Annotated in this window: 14 protein-coding genes; 6 read left to right on the top strand and 8 right to left on the bottom strand. The window is 63.9% G+C overall.

All coding sequences use genetic code 11. The annotated features are described in order from the left end of the window. The first annotated feature begins 4 nt into the window (after nt 1-4). Nucleotides 5-1,288 carry an RNA-guided endonuclease InsQ/TnpB family protein gene (locus ACSC1P_RS03255; protein ID WP_435358695.1) on the top strand — a complete coding sequence of 428 codons (1,284 nt, stop codon included), beginning with the start codon at nt 5-7 and terminating at the stop codon, nt 1,286-1,288. Between the two features lie 11 nt (nt 1,289-1,299). On the opposite strand, the gene ACSC1P_RS03250 is transcribed toward ACSC1P_RS03255, so the two are convergent. Then, nucleotides 1,300-2,367, bottom strand: coding sequence for an mRNA surveillance protein pelota (locus ACSC1P_RS03250; protein WP_435358694.1), 1,068 nt, complete (start codon nt 2,365-2,367; stop codon nt 1,300-1,302). Nucleotides 2,368-2,407: 40 nt separating this feature from the next. Next, the gene (locus ACSC1P_RS03245) at nt 2,408-3,118 is read right to left on the bottom strand and encodes a DUF4013 domain-containing protein (RefSeq protein WP_435358693.1); all 711 of its coding nucleotides are present in this window, start codon (nt 3,116-3,118) and stop codon (nt 2,408-2,410) included. 179 nt (nt 3,119-3,297) lie between these two features. Here ACSC1P_RS03245 and ACSC1P_RS03240 point away from each other — a divergent pair, with 179 nt between their 5' ends. Beyond that, complete coding sequence (locus ACSC1P_RS03240) at nt 3,298-3,750, top strand: DUF4870 domain-containing protein (protein WP_435358692.1); 453 nt, start codon at nt 3,298-3,300, stop codon at nt 3,748-3,750. Between the two features lie 39 nt (nt 3,751-3,789). Here ACSC1P_RS03240 and rqcH read toward each other — a convergent pair whose 3' ends face one another. Further along, nucleotides 3,790-5,925 carry a ribosome rescue protein RqcH gene (rqcH, locus tag ACSC1P_RS03235; protein ID WP_435358691.1) on the bottom strand — a complete coding sequence of 712 codons (2,136 nt, stop codon included), beginning with the start codon at nt 5,923-5,925 and terminating at the stop codon, nt 3,790-3,792. A 92-nt stretch (nt 5,926-6,017) separates the two neighbouring features. Between rqcH and ACSC1P_RS03230 the strand changes: the two genes are divergently transcribed. Both ACSC1P_RS03230 and ACSC1P_RS03225 read left to right on the top strand, forming a co-directional pair. Then, the gene (locus ACSC1P_RS03230) at nt 6,018-6,263 is read left to right on the top strand and encodes a hypothetical protein (RefSeq protein WP_435358690.1); all 246 of its coding nucleotides are present in this window, start codon (nt 6,018-6,020) and stop codon (nt 6,261-6,263) included. Between the two features lie 217 nt (nt 6,264-6,480). After that, the gene (locus ACSC1P_RS03225; RefSeq protein ID WP_435358689.1) at nt 6,481-7,878 is read left to right on the top strand and encodes an FAD-binding oxidoreductase; all 1,398 of its coding nucleotides are present in this window, start codon (nt 6,481-6,483) and stop codon (nt 7,876-7,878) included. Nucleotides 7,879-7,923: 45 nt separating this feature from the next. Here ACSC1P_RS03225 and ACSC1P_RS03220 read toward each other — a convergent pair whose 3' ends face one another. Further along, nucleotides 7,924-9,576, bottom strand: coding sequence for a tRNA uridine(34) 5-carboxymethylaminomethyl modification radical SAM/GNAT enzyme Elp3 (locus ACSC1P_RS03220; RefSeq protein WP_435358688.1), 1,653 nt, complete (start codon nt 9,574-9,576; stop codon nt 7,924-7,926). Between the two features lie 205 nt (nt 9,577-9,781). Here ACSC1P_RS03220 and ACSC1P_RS03215 point away from each other — a divergent pair, with 205 nt between their 5' ends. Continuing rightward, nucleotides 9,782-12,499, top strand: coding sequence for a PEP/pyruvate-binding domain-containing protein (locus ACSC1P_RS03215; RefSeq protein ID WP_435358687.1), 2,718 nt, complete (start codon nt 9,782-9,784; stop codon nt 12,497-12,499). Nucleotides 12,500-12,586: 87 nt separating this feature from the next. On the opposite strand, the gene ACSC1P_RS03210 is transcribed toward ACSC1P_RS03215, so the two are convergent. The 3 genes from ACSC1P_RS03210 to ACSC1P_RS03200 form a co-directional block, all read right to left on the bottom strand. Beyond that, nucleotides 12,587-14,707 (bottom strand): DHH family phosphoesterase, encoded by a 2,121-nt coding sequence (locus tag ACSC1P_RS03210; RefSeq protein WP_435358686.1) that lies wholly within the window; start codon nt 14,705-14,707, stop codon nt 12,587-12,589. A gap of 47 nt (nt 14,708-14,754) precedes the next feature. After that, on the bottom strand, nt 14,755-15,000 hold the full coding sequence (locus ACSC1P_RS03205) for a DUF7521 family protein (protein WP_435360255.1): 246 nt from the start codon (nt 14,998-15,000) through the stop codon (nt 14,755-14,757). Nucleotides 15,001-15,354: 354 nt separating this feature from the next. After that, the gene (locus ACSC1P_RS03200) at nt 15,355-15,702 is read right to left on the bottom strand and encodes a winged helix-turn-helix domain-containing protein (RefSeq protein ID WP_435358685.1); all 348 of its coding nucleotides are present in this window, start codon (nt 15,700-15,702) and stop codon (nt 15,355-15,357) included. A 195-nt stretch (nt 15,703-15,897) separates the two neighbouring features. Between ACSC1P_RS03200 and ACSC1P_RS03195 the strand changes: the two genes are divergently transcribed. After that, on the top strand, nt 15,898-16,098 hold the full coding sequence (locus ACSC1P_RS03195) for a DUF7835 family putative zinc beta-ribbon protein (protein ID WP_435358684.1): 201 nt from the start codon (nt 15,898-15,900) through the stop codon (nt 16,096-16,098). A gap of 109 nt (nt 16,099-16,207) precedes the next feature. Here the strand turns inward: ACSC1P_RS03195 and ACSC1P_RS03190 are convergent, their stop codons facing one another. Beyond that, nucleotides 16,208-16,471, bottom strand: coding sequence for a hypothetical protein (locus tag ACSC1P_RS03190; protein ID WP_435358683.1), 264 nt, complete (start codon nt 16,469-16,471; stop codon nt 16,208-16,210). Nucleotides 16,472-16,566: the final 95 nt, after the last annotated feature.

The following is a 16,566-nucleotide window of genomic DNA, read 5'->3' as shown; positions in this document are numbered from 1 at the left end:
TCCGATGAACTACAACTACAGGTATCGACTCCGACCATCCGACGCCCTCAAAGAACAGTTAGCGTGGACTGTCGATACCTGTAGGCAGGTCTACAACCACTTCCTCCACCGACTCAACCGCACCGACGACACGTCGGCGTACTCCGAACAAAAACGCTTGCCGAGTCTCAAGAAGTGGTGGGGCGACCTGAAAAGCGTTCATTCGAAAGTTCTTCAGAAAGTCGTTCAACGCCTGTACGACAATCTCTCAACGCTTCGTGGCCGCAAGCAGAACGGCTACCGCGTCGGGACGCTCAACTGGAAAGCACCGGGCGAGTACCGCAGTTTCACCTACAGTCAATCCGGCTTCAAGCTCAAGAACACGAGCGGTCGGACGCGACTGTGGCTCTCGAAACTCGGAGAAGTTCCTATCACGTTCCACCGCGACCTGCCTGACGACGCAGAAATCAAGACCGTCACGGTCAAACAGGAACCCACCGGCAAGTGGCACGCCGTTCTTGGCGTCGAAACCGCCGACGACCCGCCCAAGAAGCCGGAGAATCCCGAGAAGTGCGTCGGTATCGACGTAGGGATTCGCAAGTACGCCCACGACACCGACGGCACGGCGGTCGGGTCGTTCGACCTGTCCGACGAGCGCGAACGGTTGGAACGCGCACAGCGCGACCTCTTGCGGAAGGAACACGGTTCCGCGAATTGGGAGAAACAGCGCCGTGTTGTGGCCGAACGCCACGCCGACCTCAAGCGTAAGCGTCGGGACTTCCTTCACAAATTGTCGAACTACTACGCACGCGAATACGACTTCGTGGCGGTCGAAGACCTCGACGCGAACGGGTTAGTCGAACTTCCGGGCAACTCACGCAACCGGGCGGGAGCGGCGTGGGGAACGTTCTTGCGGATGCTCGAATACAAGTGCGAACGGAAAGGAACGCACTTCGTCGCGGTGAATCCGCGTGGTACGACCAAAGAGTGTGCGTCCTGTGGCGTTTCGACGGAGAAACCGCTGTGGGTACGCGAACACTCGTGTCCGTCCTGTGGCTTCGAGGCGGATAGAGATGCAAACGCGGCGTGGAACATTCTTTCTCGCGGTATCACAAAGCAGTTAGGAGCGGGACGCTCCGAATCAACGCCTGTGGAGACTGCGCTCCCTACGGGGACCCCTTCGGTCCCTGCAAAGCACGTCGTGGAAACAGGAAGCCCCATCACCAACTCCGGACGGGAGTTGGTTAGCAGTCAGAACGCGTCGCGTTCTGACAACACCCTCAAGCGCGAGCCGTCAGGCCAGTGGTAGGGTGGGGTAGTTCACTCCAGTCGGTACCGCAGCAGTGCCGCGATGCCGCCGAGGTTCTTCAACTGTTTGCCAGGTGGGAACTCGCTGGAGAAGACGGTGATCTCGCCGCCCTTTCGCTCCACGTCGGTGACGAGGTCGTTCACGTCGAACGACCACTCCCCCTCGGGGCCACGCTCTTCGCGGAGTTTCTCGTCGAGGATGAGTAGCGTCTCGATAGCGCCGTACTCGGCGGCTTTCTGGACCTCGTCGGGGCCGTACGATGCCTCGTACCCCTGCGCCATGCGCTGGGTGAGTTCGTCGATGTACTCTGCCTCCTCGGCGATTCTGGTCTCACGCTGGACGTCCTCGACCGCACCGCGCTTCAGTACCTCGTGGACGCCGCGGTCGCCGACGCCCGCGGTGTCGACGACGGTCACGAGTTCGGCCACGTCGGGGTGGTTCTTCTCGATGTACTTGTAGGCGTCCTGCTTCGTGAAACCGGGTCCGGCGAGGATGATGGCGTCGACGTCCATCCGGGCCAGTGCGTCGGCCAACTGGGCGAACAGTTCCGAGCGACCCCGGGCGTACTCGCCTTTGCCGGTCGTCCCCGTGAACGTGCCCCGCTCCTCGGTGCCGTACTGGGCGACAGTATGGATGTGGGCTTCGCCCTCTTCGACCGTGGCGATGGCCACGTCAGGGCTGTCGGCCGACTCTTCTGCCTCTTCGAGGCGGTCGAGTTGGTCCGGTTTCCACACCTTCTCGACCTCGATTTCGTCGTGGTCCTCGACGTTCAGCGTGTGGTGATACCCCAACTGGTCCTCGCGGGAACAGCGTTCGATGGTGCCCGAGACGCGCAGTCGGTTGGCGAACTTGTGGAACTCGACTTCTTCGACGCCGATGGCGACCCACATCGGCTCGCGCTCGCCGCCCGTGTCGCGCAACTGCTCGTCGTCGCGCTGGATGCGCCGGGTCGTGTCGCCCGCGACGATGTCACCCGGTTCGAGGACGTACTGGAGGTGCCACAGGTCGTCGAGGGTTTCGGGAACGAGCGTGATGCGCTCGGTGCGACCGTCGAGTCGCTCTCGGCCCTTGATCTGCATATCGCCGACTCCGCGTGCCGGGCGTACAACCCTTTCCCTTCTACCGACGGGCGCTGGCGTAGCCGACGCCGAGGAGTCGCGAGGCGACCAGACTCAGGTAGACCGCAGCGACGCCAGCGGCGAGGCCGACCACGTTACTACCCGTGAGAAAGACGAGGAAGCCGGTCAGCGCGATGCCACCGGCCGTCACGACGACGCCCCACGTCAGCAGGTAGGTAGAGTCACGGAGCACGTACGCGACGGGGCGAGGGTCGAGCGAACCGAACAACCCGTCTCCGTCTGCCAGTCTGGCGACTGCCACCGGATACAGGTAGCTCACGAGGAGCACCAGCACGACGACTGCCGTCGACCCGGCAGTGACGACCAGCCCCCCGCTGCCAGCGACCGCGTCCGGCGAGAGCGACCCTGCCCCAGCGACGGTCACGAGCATGGCGAGAAACGGGACCAGCAGATAGACGAGCGAGAGGCCGACGGTCGTCGCACCCGGTGTGACGAACGCCGAGAGTGACCCGGTCTGTGGGACTTCGTCGTTCCCGGCGATACTCGTCGCGACGACTGCGCGACAGACTCCGAGGCCAGCGCTCACTGGGACGAGAACGAGGACGGCTGGAAGGAGCCACAGTACTGCAGGGTACAGCCCGACCGCGAACCGACCGAGGAGGGCGGCCCCCAGCCCCGAACCGACGAGAACGGCCCAGATGTCTCGGGCGTGCGACCCACGGAACGGATACCGCAGTGCGTCCGTCAACACGCAGCCGCCACCTCTCTCGCCGACATAACCGTCCGTTGCCGAGTCAGCATACCTCGCGGTGGCAGCCGTGGTCGCAAGTGTCTGCTGGTTCTGCCCAGTGTACGGAGTTGTTCGGAACCGAGATTATGAGGCACGCTAACGAGTCAATATTTACATACTAGTTCGTCGTTACATACTCCATGGCTGTTGACGATGTCAGCACGACGGTCCACGAACAGGGCGACCAGACCACCACACACGGGCAGAACTCGGTTCACCCACCGCAGTCGAGCCTCGGCGTCGAGGAGAACGTCGGGAGTGCACTCGCGTACGCCCTCGGCATCATCTCGGGACTCGTCGTCTTCTTCATGGAGTCGGAGAACCAGACCGTGCGCTGGCACGGCGCACAGAGCATCGTCGTCTGGGGTGGCATCATCGGGCTCTCGATGGTCATCGGGTTCGTCAACCTCGTCCTCGGTATCGTCGTCGGCGGTATCCTCGGTGGATTGTTGTCGTTACTCGGGACGCTGGTGTTCTTTGGCCTGATGTTCGGGAGCTTCGTCCTCTGGCTCTACCTCATGTACTCGGCGTACCAGGGGAAGCAGACGCGTCTCCCGGTTGCAGCCGGTATCGCCGACTCGCTGGCGAACTAAGAATAACGCCGAAAACGTAGTCGAGAGACTACCGACTCCTCACTCGTCGAGGATTCGACTCCCGCCCGGCGGGAGGAAATGCTGAATCTTGTCCGGACTCGCTACCTTCCGCACGAACGATGTGTCTGCGAACTGTTCGCGGAACTGCCGGTAGATTCGCTTGCCGACGTCGCCCTGTGCGAAGCGACCCGGTTCGACCCGGGCACTGACGACGGTCCGCGGTTCGATAGCCGACGGCGGCCCGCCGACGACGCGCGTCATCGGTTCGCACTGGATACCGACCGCACAGCCGACCGGTGTGTCGTTGTGGTAGGTTCGGTCGCCGCGGATGGCGAACGACCCCTTTTCGAGGTACTCACCGCTCTCGGGCGTCTTGGTCACCTGGTCGCCACCGACTTCGTACACGTCGGCCGCGAACACGCCGTCTTTCCACACCGAGGAGTAGGTCACCGCGAACTGCGCGGCTTCGTCGATACTGGACTCGGGGAAGTCGACCTCACGCGAGGGCTCACTCGGGTCGGTCGCTTTCAATATCGTCACCGGCGCGCCGTGAGCCTGCGTGTGGAACACGCGGTCTCCCTTGTCGAGGTACTTCTTCACCAGTTCCTCGTTCTGGTCGGCGTTTCGGCCGCCGATGACGAGGAAGCCATCGCTCGTGTGGAACCAGCGGAAGCGCTCGAACCACTTCTCGTCGGTCCGGATGGGGACAGACTGGAGGTTCAGCCAGTCGACCTCGCGCTCGTCGTCGTCATCACCCTCGGTCTCGTCGGGTTCCTCCCACGAGTCGCGCCGTTCTTTGATCTCTTCCAGTTCCTCGCGGGTGTCCTCGATGGCCGCCAGCGCGCCTTCTTTCTTCGACTCGACGCGCTTCGCTTCGGTGTACAGTTCGTCGGCGTTCTTCTCGACGCCTTCGAACACGTCCACCGTGACCTCGGTGCCGCCGAGATTCAGGGTGACCGTCGATTCGGCCCCGTCGATAGAGACGACCGCCTGTGCAGCCTCGATGCCCTGTTCTGCGCCCTCGTCGAACCGGGCGCCGATGTCGTCCCACGGGACTTCGTCCTCGCGGGCGGCCCGGATAGTCGAACACACCTCGTCGACCAGTCCGTAGTGGCCGTACAGTGATTCGGCCTTCTCGCGCTCGGCCTGCGCTTGCTGTTCGAAGCCCTCGATGGCACCCTCTTGCTGGTCGATGATGCGCTGGTGTTTCTCGATTTGCGCTTTGAAGTCGGGCTTCGTCGAACCGACCTGTGAGCCACCCGAGTCTTCCTCGTCCTCGGATTCGAGTTCGTAGAAGTAGTCGTCGACCGCACCGTTGAACGTGTCGTACACGTCGCTGGCGAGCGACTCACGCTCTTCGAGCGGGAACGGCGTCACGTCGAGGACGCGCCGGCTGCCGCCGCCGTCTTCGTCGTCTCCGTCGCGCTCTTCGTAGTACAGTCGCGGGTCCACGTCGGCCGAGGAAAGCGATTCAGCGAGTCGCTGGACCGCGTCGTAGAGGCGCTCGTACTCCTCCTCGCCAGCGTCCTCGATGTCCATCGCCTTCTCGACGCCGGCACGCTGACAGAGTTCCTCGCCCCAGAGACCGCCCCAGTTGAGCTGTGTCGCGAGCGTCCGGACCACGTCGGTGTCGGACTCGTTCATCTTGGCGACGAAGGCGTCGTAGCCCACGGTCAGCGGGTTCAGCCGCGACTCGGGGAACTCGTACAGGGAGCCGGGAGCGACGGTTCGGGACTTGAGTCGGACCGTGTCGAGACAGTCGACGACTTCGTAGTTCCCGTCGCAGACCGCGACGTTCCCGTGGCCGAACAACTCGACGATGATCTTCGTGTCGCGGTCCTCGCGCGTGAACGAGAATTCGAGGATGCGGTCGAACTCGTACTGTTCGACGCCCTCGAAGTCTGCACCGGAGAGCCGGTTTCGCAACATCATCGCGAAGTTCGGCGGTCGCCCCGGGGCGTCCGGGACGTGCGTCGGCGCGGCGACGTGGGCGCGCTTCGTGTCGCCCACCTCGCAGAGGAGTTCCACTCGACCGCGGTCGAAGTCGCGCATCTTGAGGCGTAGCAGGTCGTCCCCGTAGAGGTACGCCTTGTCGACTTTCGCCCCTCGATACGAGTTCAACTCGGAGACGAGGGCGGCGAGGTCGACGCTGGTCAGCTCGCGCTTCGGTTCCATGGCCGGGATTTTTCGTGGGGAGGGTAAGGGCCTGTCGTTCGGTCATGCGGGCGAAATGTATTTCCACACGCTTCGTGTCGGTACGATGAACGATGGTCTCACCCCCGCTCTCTGCACCCGACGGTGGGTCGCTGATTCCACTCCCACCCAGGCTCCTCGGACTGTTCACGATCGTCCTCGGACTGGTCACACTCGTCTCCTACGTGCTGTTGGTCTCCTATGTGGGGCTGGCGACCAGCACGGCTGTTCTGCAACTCGGATTCTTCGTGCTAGCCGTCGGTGCCGGACTCGTCCTCTGGGACGAGTTGACCGACTTCTTCGACGAGTCGCAGCCCTGAGAGGGGACTGAGACAGTGGGACAGTTCGCTCACGAACTGCATGGCAGTGAGTGGGGTCGGCTCTCACCGCGTTGATAATTTATCGTTCGGTAGCGACACGTTGGACTGGGCGACCGAGTGAGGCCACAGATTATCCTCGTCTGCTTCCTACAATCAGGTAGAGTTCACAATCGCAGCAAGCGTCGGGGAGAGCTGACGATGTGGACCTGATAGAGCCATGTCGACAACACCGATAGACGAGGGGGAGGCGGCCATCGAACAGCTACGGGAGGCACTTCGTGGTGACCTCGTCCGGCCAGGTGACCCGACGTACGAGGAGGCACGCACCATCTACAACGCGATGATCGACAAGCACCCGCGGCTCATCGTCCGCTGTGCCGACGTGGGCGACGTCATCGCCGCCGTGCACTTCGCCCGCGAACACGACATCGAGGTCGCAGTCCGGAGCGGGGGCCACAGCGCCCCCGGCTTCTCGCTCGTCGACGACGGACTGGTCATCGACCTCAGCCAGATGACCGGTATCCGGGTGGACCCCGACGCACAGACCGTCAGAGTGGAGGCTGGCTGTACGTGGGGCGACGTGGACCACGCCACGCACGCGCTGGGTCTCGCTACCGTCGGCGGTGTCATCTCCACGACGGGCGTCGCCGGGCTGACGCTGGGTGGTGGCCACGGCTACCTGACTCGGAAGTACGGGCTCACCATCGACAACTTGGTCGGTGCAGACGTCGTGCTCGCCGACGGGAACCTCGTCCACGCGAACGAAACCGAGCACCCGGACCTGTTCTGGGCACTCCGCGGTGGTGGCGGCAACTTCGGCGTCGTCACGTCCTTCGAGTTCCGCCTCCACCCGGTCGAGACGGTCGTCGCCGGTCCACTGTTCTGGCCGATTTCCGAACTCGAAACCACGATGCAGTGGTACCGCGAGTGGCTCCCACAACAGTCCGAGGACGTGTACGCGTTCTACCTCGTGGCGACGGTGCCCGGTGACCCGTACCCGTTCCCGGCCGAGATTCGGGGCGACCCCGTCTGTGGCCTCGTAGTCTGTTACACCGGCCCAGAAGCGGACATCGATGCGGTGCTCAAACCGGCCCGCGACGTTGCGGAGCCGCTGTTCGAACACATCGAGTCGATGCCGTACCCGGCACTGCAAGGGCTGTTCGACGCGCTCTATCCGCCGGGTGACCAGTGGTACTGGAAGGGAGACTTCGTCCGCGACCTGCCTGACGAGGCCATCGCGGTCCACCGCCGCTTCGCCGACCTTCCCACGGCGCGGTCGACGATGCACCTGTACCCTATCGACGGTGCCGTCCACCGCGTGGGGAGTGACGAGACTGCCTGGGACGTCCGGGACGCGACGTGGTCGATGGTCATCGTCGGCGTGGACTCGGACCCGGCCAACACCGACGCCATCACGGACTGGGCGCGTGACTACTGGTCGGCACTACACCCGTACTCGGCCGGCGCCTCGTACGTGAACTTCCTGATGGACGAAGGGCCGGGGCGGGTCAAGGCGACCTACGGGGATAACTACGAGCGACTCCAGCAGGTCAAGGCACGGTACGACCCGGAGAACCTGTTCCACGTGAACCAGAACATCGAACCGGCGGCCTGAGACAAGGACCGCTGGTTCGTCGACCAACTGCTGCGAGTAGCCCTCTCAGAGCCGCTTCGAGACGTACGGGCCGTCCTGGTGGTACCCCAGCTTGTTCCGGTAGTACTCTCGGGCACCGATGCCAGAGATGACGCTGACCTTCTCGAACCCGGCGTCGACAGCCATCTCCTCGGCCTTTCTGAGCAACTTCTTCCCGTAGCCTTTGTGCTGCCAGTCGTAGCTCTTCTCGCCGACTTCGACCATCGGGCCGTAGACGTGCAGTTCGCGGACCAAGGCCGCGTTCTGGAGTTCACGGCGCACCGGGTCGCCCGGGAAGCGCAGGCGACAGAAGCCCACCAGTAAGTCCTTCTCGGGGTCTTCGAAGCTGATGAAGTGTTCCGTCCCGCCGGCGCAGTCGTAGGTCATGACGTCGAGTTCGACGTTCTCTGGGACTTCGTCGTTCATGCCGACCTCGCGACAGCGGATGCAGTCGCAGGTCCAGCCGTGTTCTTCCATCTTCTTCCACGCTAACTGGCGCAGGTTGGACTTCCAGACGCCGGCGTCGATGAAGTCCGCCGGGATGTCGCGCTGGACGCGCTGGAGTCGGGTGTACTTCGGAATCATCGACTTGATTTCGGCGACGACCTCGGCGGCAGTCTCGTTGTCCAGCGGTTCGTAGTCGCCGTTGTGCCACTGGTCGTAGACGCGGGTGCCACGGACGACGAGTGTCGGGTAGATTTTGAGGTAGTCCGGTCGCCACTTCTCGTCCTCGAACAGGCGGCGGAAGTCCTCGATGCACATCTCCTGTGACATGCCGGGCTGGCCGGGCATCATGTGGAAGCCGACCTTGAACGCCGAGTCACGGAGACGCTGGTTGGCCTCGATACTGGCCTGCGCGCCGTGGCCGCGGTGCATCTCCCGGTTGATGCGCTCGTAGGTGGTCTGGACGCCGACTTCGACTTTCGTCCCGCCGAGGTCGAGCATCCGGTTTATCTGTTCTGGGTCACACCAGTCCGGCTTCGTCTCGAACGTCGTCCCGATGTTGCGAATCGAGTTCGTCTCGTTCTCGGCGATGACGTCTTCGAGGTAGCGGAAGTCGACGGTCTCGGGGTCCTGCGCGAAGCTCTCGCCCTGTGCGGGTTCGGGCTGTTTGTCCACGTCGTAGTCGTTCATCGCTTCCAGCGCGCGCTTGACGAACCACTCCTGATAGTCGTGGCTCCGGGCGGTCATCGTCCCGCCCATCAGGATGAGTTCGACCTTGTCGACCGGGTGGCCGATTTCTCGCAGTTGTTCGAGGCGCAACGTGACCTGCCCGTACGGGTCGTAGTCGTTCTGGACGCCGCGGGCCGCCGCGGGTTCGTGGCCGGTGTAGGACTGCGAACTGGAGAACTCGCTGGCCGGGCCGCCGGGACAGTAGAGACACTTCCCGTGCGGGCACATGTGCGGCGAGGTCATGATGGCCACGGGGGAGACGCCCGAGGCGGTCCGGACTGGCTTTCGCTGGAGGACGGCTTCGAGTTCCTCGCGTCGCTCTTGCGGCGCGTGGTCCAGAATCTCGGAGTTCTTCGGGACCTTCGGCGCGGAGTGGTCGGAACAGGCCTGCAACTTCGCAGACTCCACGTCGTCGCGTTCGAGGTCGCCCGCGAGGATTCGGTCGATGAGGTCCTCACAGACCGCCGCGAACGCGTCGGACTCGGTCGGGTCCGTCTCGGTACTCATTGCTGTTTCATCGCGGTGTGAGGGGGAAAAGCGTGTCGTCTACGGGCCGGCCTAGGTGCGCAGCATGTCGTAGAGGTCGAGAAGTCGGTACCGGACAAATCGGAAGTGTCGAAACGTGAGCGCTTTCCGAATATTCGCTTTCCTCAACCCGCGGAACCGTCATATCTGTCCGACACCTAGAGCAGTCACTCTTGGGGGAGTGCAAGTGACAGTACACACAGTCGTTCCGTTCGCCGAATCGCTCGCGGCCGACCCGACACTGACCGGTGGGAAGGGTGCGAACCTCGCCAAACTCGCCGCCGCCGACTTGCCAGTCCCGGCCGGTTTCTGCGTCACGACCGACGTGTACCGTCGACTCGTCGACGACCCGACGGTCCAGAAGCGGATTCGGGCGCTGGCCGACGTCGACCCGACCGACACCGAGGCGGTCTCGCGGGCCGGAAAACGGGTGCGACAAGCGATTCGGAGCAAGTCGCTTCCGGACGACGTTCGCCACGCGATTACCGGTGAACTGGCGATTCTCGGTATCGAAGACGCCTACGCCGTACGGTCGTCGTCGACCACAGAGGACCAGCCGAGGTCCTCGGCTGCGGGCCAACAGGACACGATTCTGAACGTCGTCGGCCCGAACGCGGTCGCCGGCACGGTCGTCGAGTGCATGGCGAGTCTGTTCAGCGACCGGGCCATCGCCTACCGATTCCGCGAGGACATCCCGCACGGTTCGGTCGAGTGCGCCGTCGTCGTCCAGCGGATGGTCTACCCTCAGGCGTCGGGCATCTTGTTCACGGCCGACCCCGTCTCTGGAAATCGGACGGTCTACGCCATCGACGCCGGCTACGGCCTCGGCGAGACGCAGGTCGGCGGGTTGGCGACAGCAGACAGTGTCCGGGCGGACGCCCGAACCGGCGAAGTCCTGTCGTACACCGTGGGTGAGAAGCGCCAGGCAGTCCACGCACTGCCTGGCGGTGGGACCGAGACGAAGATCGTGACGAGTGACCACCGCGACCGCAAAGTCCTCGACGACGCGACGGTCCGGCGACTCGTCGGCCTCGGCAACCGTATCATCGAATTGTTCGAGACGCCGATGGACGTGGAGTGGGGACTCGACGACGGTCGGCTGGTCGTCTTGCAGGCACGTCCCGTGACGACGCTCTTCCCCGTCCCCGAACCGACCCCCGCCGATGGCGAGTTACACGTCTATCACAGTTGGAGCCACCGCGAGGCGATGCCGGCAGCGATGCCGCCACTCGTCGTAGACCTCTGGGTCCACCTCATCGGAGAGGTCACCGAATCTGTCGGACTCGCCGACGAGTTCGACGTTCCCGCGGCCGCTGCAGGCGGTCGGGTGTACCAGAACGTGACACCGCTGTTGCGGGACCATCGGCTCCGTAAGCGGTATCTCGACCTGATGGAGAGCGTCGACGAACCGGCGGTCGACGCGCTCCGGGCGTTCCTCACAGAGCGCGACCCGTGGGTTCAGACACGTCACCGAGTCGTCCTGCCGGGGCGAGAACTACAGACCACCATCGGCATCGCACCGGTCGTCACGAAACTGGCCGCGGGTGCGGTCCCGGCACTGTTGGTCGGCGACCCGACGGACGCAGCGGCCAACCAGCGCGAGTGGTACGACGAGTACGCCACGGCGGCGACGGCCCGAATTCGCGAGCACGAGACCGCCGCGGGGCGACTCGACGCGAGCCTCACCGAACTCACCGATGCGGTCGCCGTCGTGTTCCCGCGCTTCTTCCCGTTCTACGCGACGATGCTCGCAGGAGCCGCCTTGCGCGCACTCTGTCCCGGACACGAAGAAGACATCGAGGCGCTCGGGCGGGGACTGTCGGCCGACGTGGTCACCGACGCCACACTCGCACTCGGTGACCTGGCCGACCTCGCGCGGTCGTTCCCGGCCGTCGCGAGAGCCATCGAATCCGGTGCAGACAGAGAGACCATCGCGGCCGTCTCCGAGGGCGGGGCGGCCTTCGACGCGGCCTTGCAGGCGTTCCTCGACGAGTACGGCTTCCGCGGGCCGAACGAAATCGACCTCTCCCGCCCACGCTGGTCGGAGGACCCGACGCCCATCCTCGGCGTGGTTCGTGGAGCGCTCCGTGGAACACAGCCGGGCGCACATCGCGACCACATCGCTGCGCTCGTCGACGCTGCCGAAACGGCGGCGACGCGACTCGAAATCGCTGCTGCACGGACGAATGTCCCCTCCCAGGTCGGCTTCGGCGGGGCAACAGGCCCGGGCGGCTGGACCGGACAGGCACGCGCCGCGGCCGTCCGACGACTCGTCGCTGTCTACCGCGGCTATCTCCCGATTCGGGAACACCCGAAGTACGGCATCGCTCGTGTGCTCGCCGCCTGCCGTGGCGCGTTCCTCGACGCCGGCCGTGAACTGGCCGATGCGGGCGTCGTCGACGACCCACGCGACGTGTGGTTCTTCCGCCTCGACGAACTTCGGGATGCACTCGCGGGGGACACCCGGGCAGTCCCCGACATCGACGCTCGCCGGAACGAATTCGCCCACCACGCTCGGATGCACGCGCCGCGCGTCATCACGAGCGACGGTGAGATACTCCAGCCACCGGCCACGCCGACGGACGGACCGATTCTCACCGGCACACCGGTCTCCAGTGGCGTCGTCGATGGAATCGCGCGGGTCGTCCGTGACCCGACGACCGAGACACTCGACGCTGGGCAGATTCTCGTCGTCGAATACTGTGACCCGGGCGTCACACCACTGTTCCTCAACGCGACCGCACTCGTCACCGAGGTCGGCGGCGTGATGACACACGGGTCGCTCGTCGCCCGTGAGTACGGCCTGCCGGCCGTCGTCGCCGTACCCGACGCGACCAGTCGAATCCGAACCGGTGACCGAATCCGCGTCGACGGGACGAACGGGACCGTCGAGATACTGGAGTAAGTCCTCGCCAGCGTCCGCATCGTCAGTGTCCGCGTGGCTCGGCGGAACGCGAGAACGGAGAAGTGAGAAGGAGCGTTTACGGCGGTTCTACGGTTTGAACGTCTGCGCGATGGCGGCGACGGCTGCGTTCAGCACGTCCTCGCGCTCGCCACAGAGGAATTCGAGGTGCCCGTCGCGGCCACCGACTACGGAGACGCCCCCGGCGGGGACCTGCTCCGTCACTTCGGCAGCGACCTCACGCACATCCACGTGTTCCGTGCTGCGGAGGTAGAGTTCGTCGTCGCCCAGTGCGACGGTGACGAGGTTGTCGTCGGCCTCGGCGGACTCCTCGCGGTGGAGCGCGTCGAGGAGGAGTTCCGTCGGCGGGAAGTCGAAGCGGTGCGTGAACGCGTCGGCGTCCAGCACGGCGAACTCGATGCCCTGCGCGGTGCGCTGGGACAGGTTGCTCTTCGCGGTCTCGAGTTCGTCGTCGAGCTTCGTTCGGAACTGTTCGCTGACGTGGCCAGCGAGGCCGTCTGCCTCCTCGAACAGGAGGTCGGTGACGAGTTCGCGCTTGTCCTTGTAGGACTGGTAGTACGCTTCGAGTGCGACGGCTTCGCGAATCTCGCGCGTGTCGTCCGGCGTGTAGCCAGCCTCGTTTGCGAGGTCGGTGTACGTCGCAGGCGCGTTCGCCCAGTAGCTCACGGCGGGCAGGTGGAGCAGGTCGTCGCGCACGTCCGCGTTGACGTGTGCGGCGACGTTGGCGGCGACGGCCGCGCTCGTCACTTCGTCCTCGACCTCGGTGAGGTGCGGGTTCGCGATGGCTTCGACGGAGTCGACGATTTCCGCGTCCGGGTGGCTGGCGTCGACGACGACGCGCTCTGCGCCGTAGACGTCGAGCAGGTCGTAGCTCTCGCGGGATTCGACCGTGCTACCGAGGTCGACGAGGACGACGAGCGGGAGCTGCTCGCCGTGGCGCTCGCGCGCGTCGAGCATGTTCGTCACGTCGTTCGTCGCGGCGTCCATGTCGTACACCGGCTCGTCGAGCGGGCGGCGCTCGACGAAGTGGTACACTGCGTCGTCGCGGGCGTGTTCCTCGCGCACGAGGGGGAGGACAGCGCGCTCGATGCCGGCGGCGGCGACGTAGCCTTCTGCCGTGGCGCTGTGGCGGATGACGACCGGACGGGACTGGATGACGGCACGGCGGATGGCCGTCGCGACGTTACGCACGTTCTCGCTGACGGCTTCGACCGAATCGTGTTCCGCGAGCAGGTCGATTGCACCGGGGTCGGCCTCGTCTTCGAGGGCGGCGGCCATGCGCTCGTCGACCGAGTCGGCGTCGTCGCCGGAGAGGACGGTCAGGTCCTCGGTCTCGATCTGGATGTTGTCGTGGCGGCGCTCGATTTCGCCGTCGAGTCGGACGACGTCGTCGACTTCGACTTCGGGGTAGGCGCGAACGCCCGCCTCTTCGAAGGCGGCACACTCGATGGTGCCCGTCTCGTCGCGGAGTTCGAAGACCGTCGGGCCGGAGGTCTGGCGGATGCTGATGACTTCGGCTTCGACGCGGACGACCTGTCCGACCTTCTCCGTGAGGGTGTCGATGGTCGTTCGTTCGAGGTCGGCCGATTCGTCGGTCTCGTCGGCGTCCTCGGTCACGTGCTCGTCGGCAGACGCGTCAGCGGTGTCGGCGTCGACGTCGCTCTCGGTCGGTGCTTCCTCCGGCTCACTGGACTTCGTCGTCGTCGGCTGGCTGTCGTCACCGCTCGGGGTGCGAACGGCCGCGTTTCCTTGCCGGCTGCTACCGGTCGTGGCGACGACTTCTTCCTCCTCTTCCTGCTCGTCCTCGTCCTCCTCGGGCAGGCGGTCGCCCTCGGGGTTGTCGATGAGGACACCGCGGAACTCGGAGTCGGCCTGTCGGATGGACCAGCCGAGGTCGATGTTGCCGTTGTCACGGACGTCCGTAACCTGCACGTACACGACGTCGCCCGGTTCCCAGTCGAGGCTCTCCAGACGCTGGTCGAGTTCGCTACGGTGTAGCAGACCGGTGACAGAATCACCGATGTCGACGAAGACGCCGAATTCGGCGAAGCCGTCGACGGTTCCGCGGTAGTATCGACCGGGTGTGAGTTGGTTCGGGTGGTCGCCCTCGAACGTGAAGACGACGTCCTCCTGATGGCTCGTACAGATGTGCCCATTTACCTGGACACCGCAAATGATACAGTTACCCATTTGACCGAGTAGAATGGACCCGGCCTAAAACTGTTGTCGATACACGCTCAGCGGTACAGTGACAGGTACAGCATGCTGAACCCGACGATAAACGGCACCGTTTCGGCGATATTGAAGTAAACGACTCCCTCAGTTATCTGCATACTGATATTCGTCAGTGCCACCCCCATACTGATGAACGCGAAGCCGATGAACGCCGATTCGAGCCGCTTCCCACCCTTCTGATTGTATGCCTGAAAACTGATGAACGTCAGTCCGAGCGCCAGCGCGAACAAGACGAGGCGCATGCCCATCAGCACCGTCCCGGCGATTTCGATCAACTCTACCACGGTTCGGGCGACCCTACCGTGTCAGGGGTTATAACTGCACCGCCGGGGTGGCTCGACGCCGCGTCCGGTCGGATTCGTCGGCTGACTCGTCCGGCGAGACCATCAAGTTACGATTCTCGTCGGTCGTTACGACTCACAGGTAGGAGTCGTCGTACGCTCGTGCGTGCGCAATCGGGGTTATTCGAGGACGAGATTACGCGAGAACGAGAGAACTGCGACGATGATTCTTGAAGGACGCACTGCGACGACGCGATTCGTCGAATCGCGCGGGCACGACCTGAGCGACGAGCGACGACGGACTAGCTGGGAGTGTCGGCGTTATCGACCGAGTTCGTCCCAGAGGCTGGAGAAGCGATCAGGTAAATTCTCTTTCCGGTAGATACGGATGTCGTACTCGTCCTCTTTGAGTCGGATGACCGTCGCGTCGAAGTTCGACCTGAACGCGTCGTAGTGGTTCCCGTCTTTCGCCACGAGCGTCTCCGACGTGATGAGTTTATGTTCTTTGAGCATCTCGATACGTCGATACACGGTCGGAAGAGAGAGGTCACAGAACTCGGCGACCTCTTTCGCGGAGAGGGGTTCCTCGCTGACCGCGGCGAGCACTTCGCGTGCGTGCTCGTCGCCGATCGTGTCCAGAATATCCTCGATTGGCCGCTCGTCGTCCACGACGATACGTCACCGTCTGCGAAACATAAGGTTTTGGGCCTCACCTAATCGCCAGTCAGTCCACGAGTCGAGTGGCGCAGTGAGAAACCGCGCCACCTGACCGAAACCGAGAATATTACTCAGTATATCACCGGGTTATTTCTCAGCGTGAAAATGCTAATGTGGCATTATAATAGTAGAGCCTAATTTGGATGTATGGCAACGACTGACGACTCATTCAATGGGCTGACCGAATACTGCGAGTGCTGTGGTGGGGACACGCTGCACAAGGTTTCCGTGCAAATCATCACGGAGAGTTCGAAGACGGAGAACGCACAGTTCTCCCGCGAACCGTACCGCGTGAAGGAGTGTCAGACCTGCGGCGAGCGCTCCAGCCAGCGGATGAACAACGCCTGAACCGGCGAGCACGTGTGTGGCCGGGACGCGTCGGTAGCTGGGTACTGCCGTCTCGTCCCGCCCTCCACCGAACCGTGGTGCCGTGGGGCTGAACGACGGGTGATTGGGGTCACTCGAACACAGGGGACGTATCGGTAAGCTGCTCGATATCCGCGGCGATTTTTCGCACCTGCTCCGGAAAGAGCGCCGCCTGTACCTCGTTTCCGTCCTCGTCCTCGAAGACGAACTTGACGCGCTTGTCACCGAACTCGCGCGCTTCGGCGTCGACGACGTCGAACAGCTTGGCGGAACCGGTCTTGTTCGCCGGACCGACGTTCTTGATGGAGCCGTCTTTCAGTTCGACCATGAAGTCACTGAGTTGCAGTGTGAGCATAGCGTCGCTTCGCAGGAACGGGGCTTATAACCTGTCGGACACCACCCACCCCCTGCCGCCGCGTGCAATTTTAAGTGATTTTCAGGCGTAGAGTC

Source organism: Haloarchaeobius caseinilyticus (assembly GCF_051207395.1).
Classification (GTDB): Archaea; Halobacteriota; Halobacteria; order Halobacteriales; family Natrialbaceae; genus Haloarchaeobius.
This window is presented reverse-complemented; position numbering and strand designations above follow the sequence as displayed.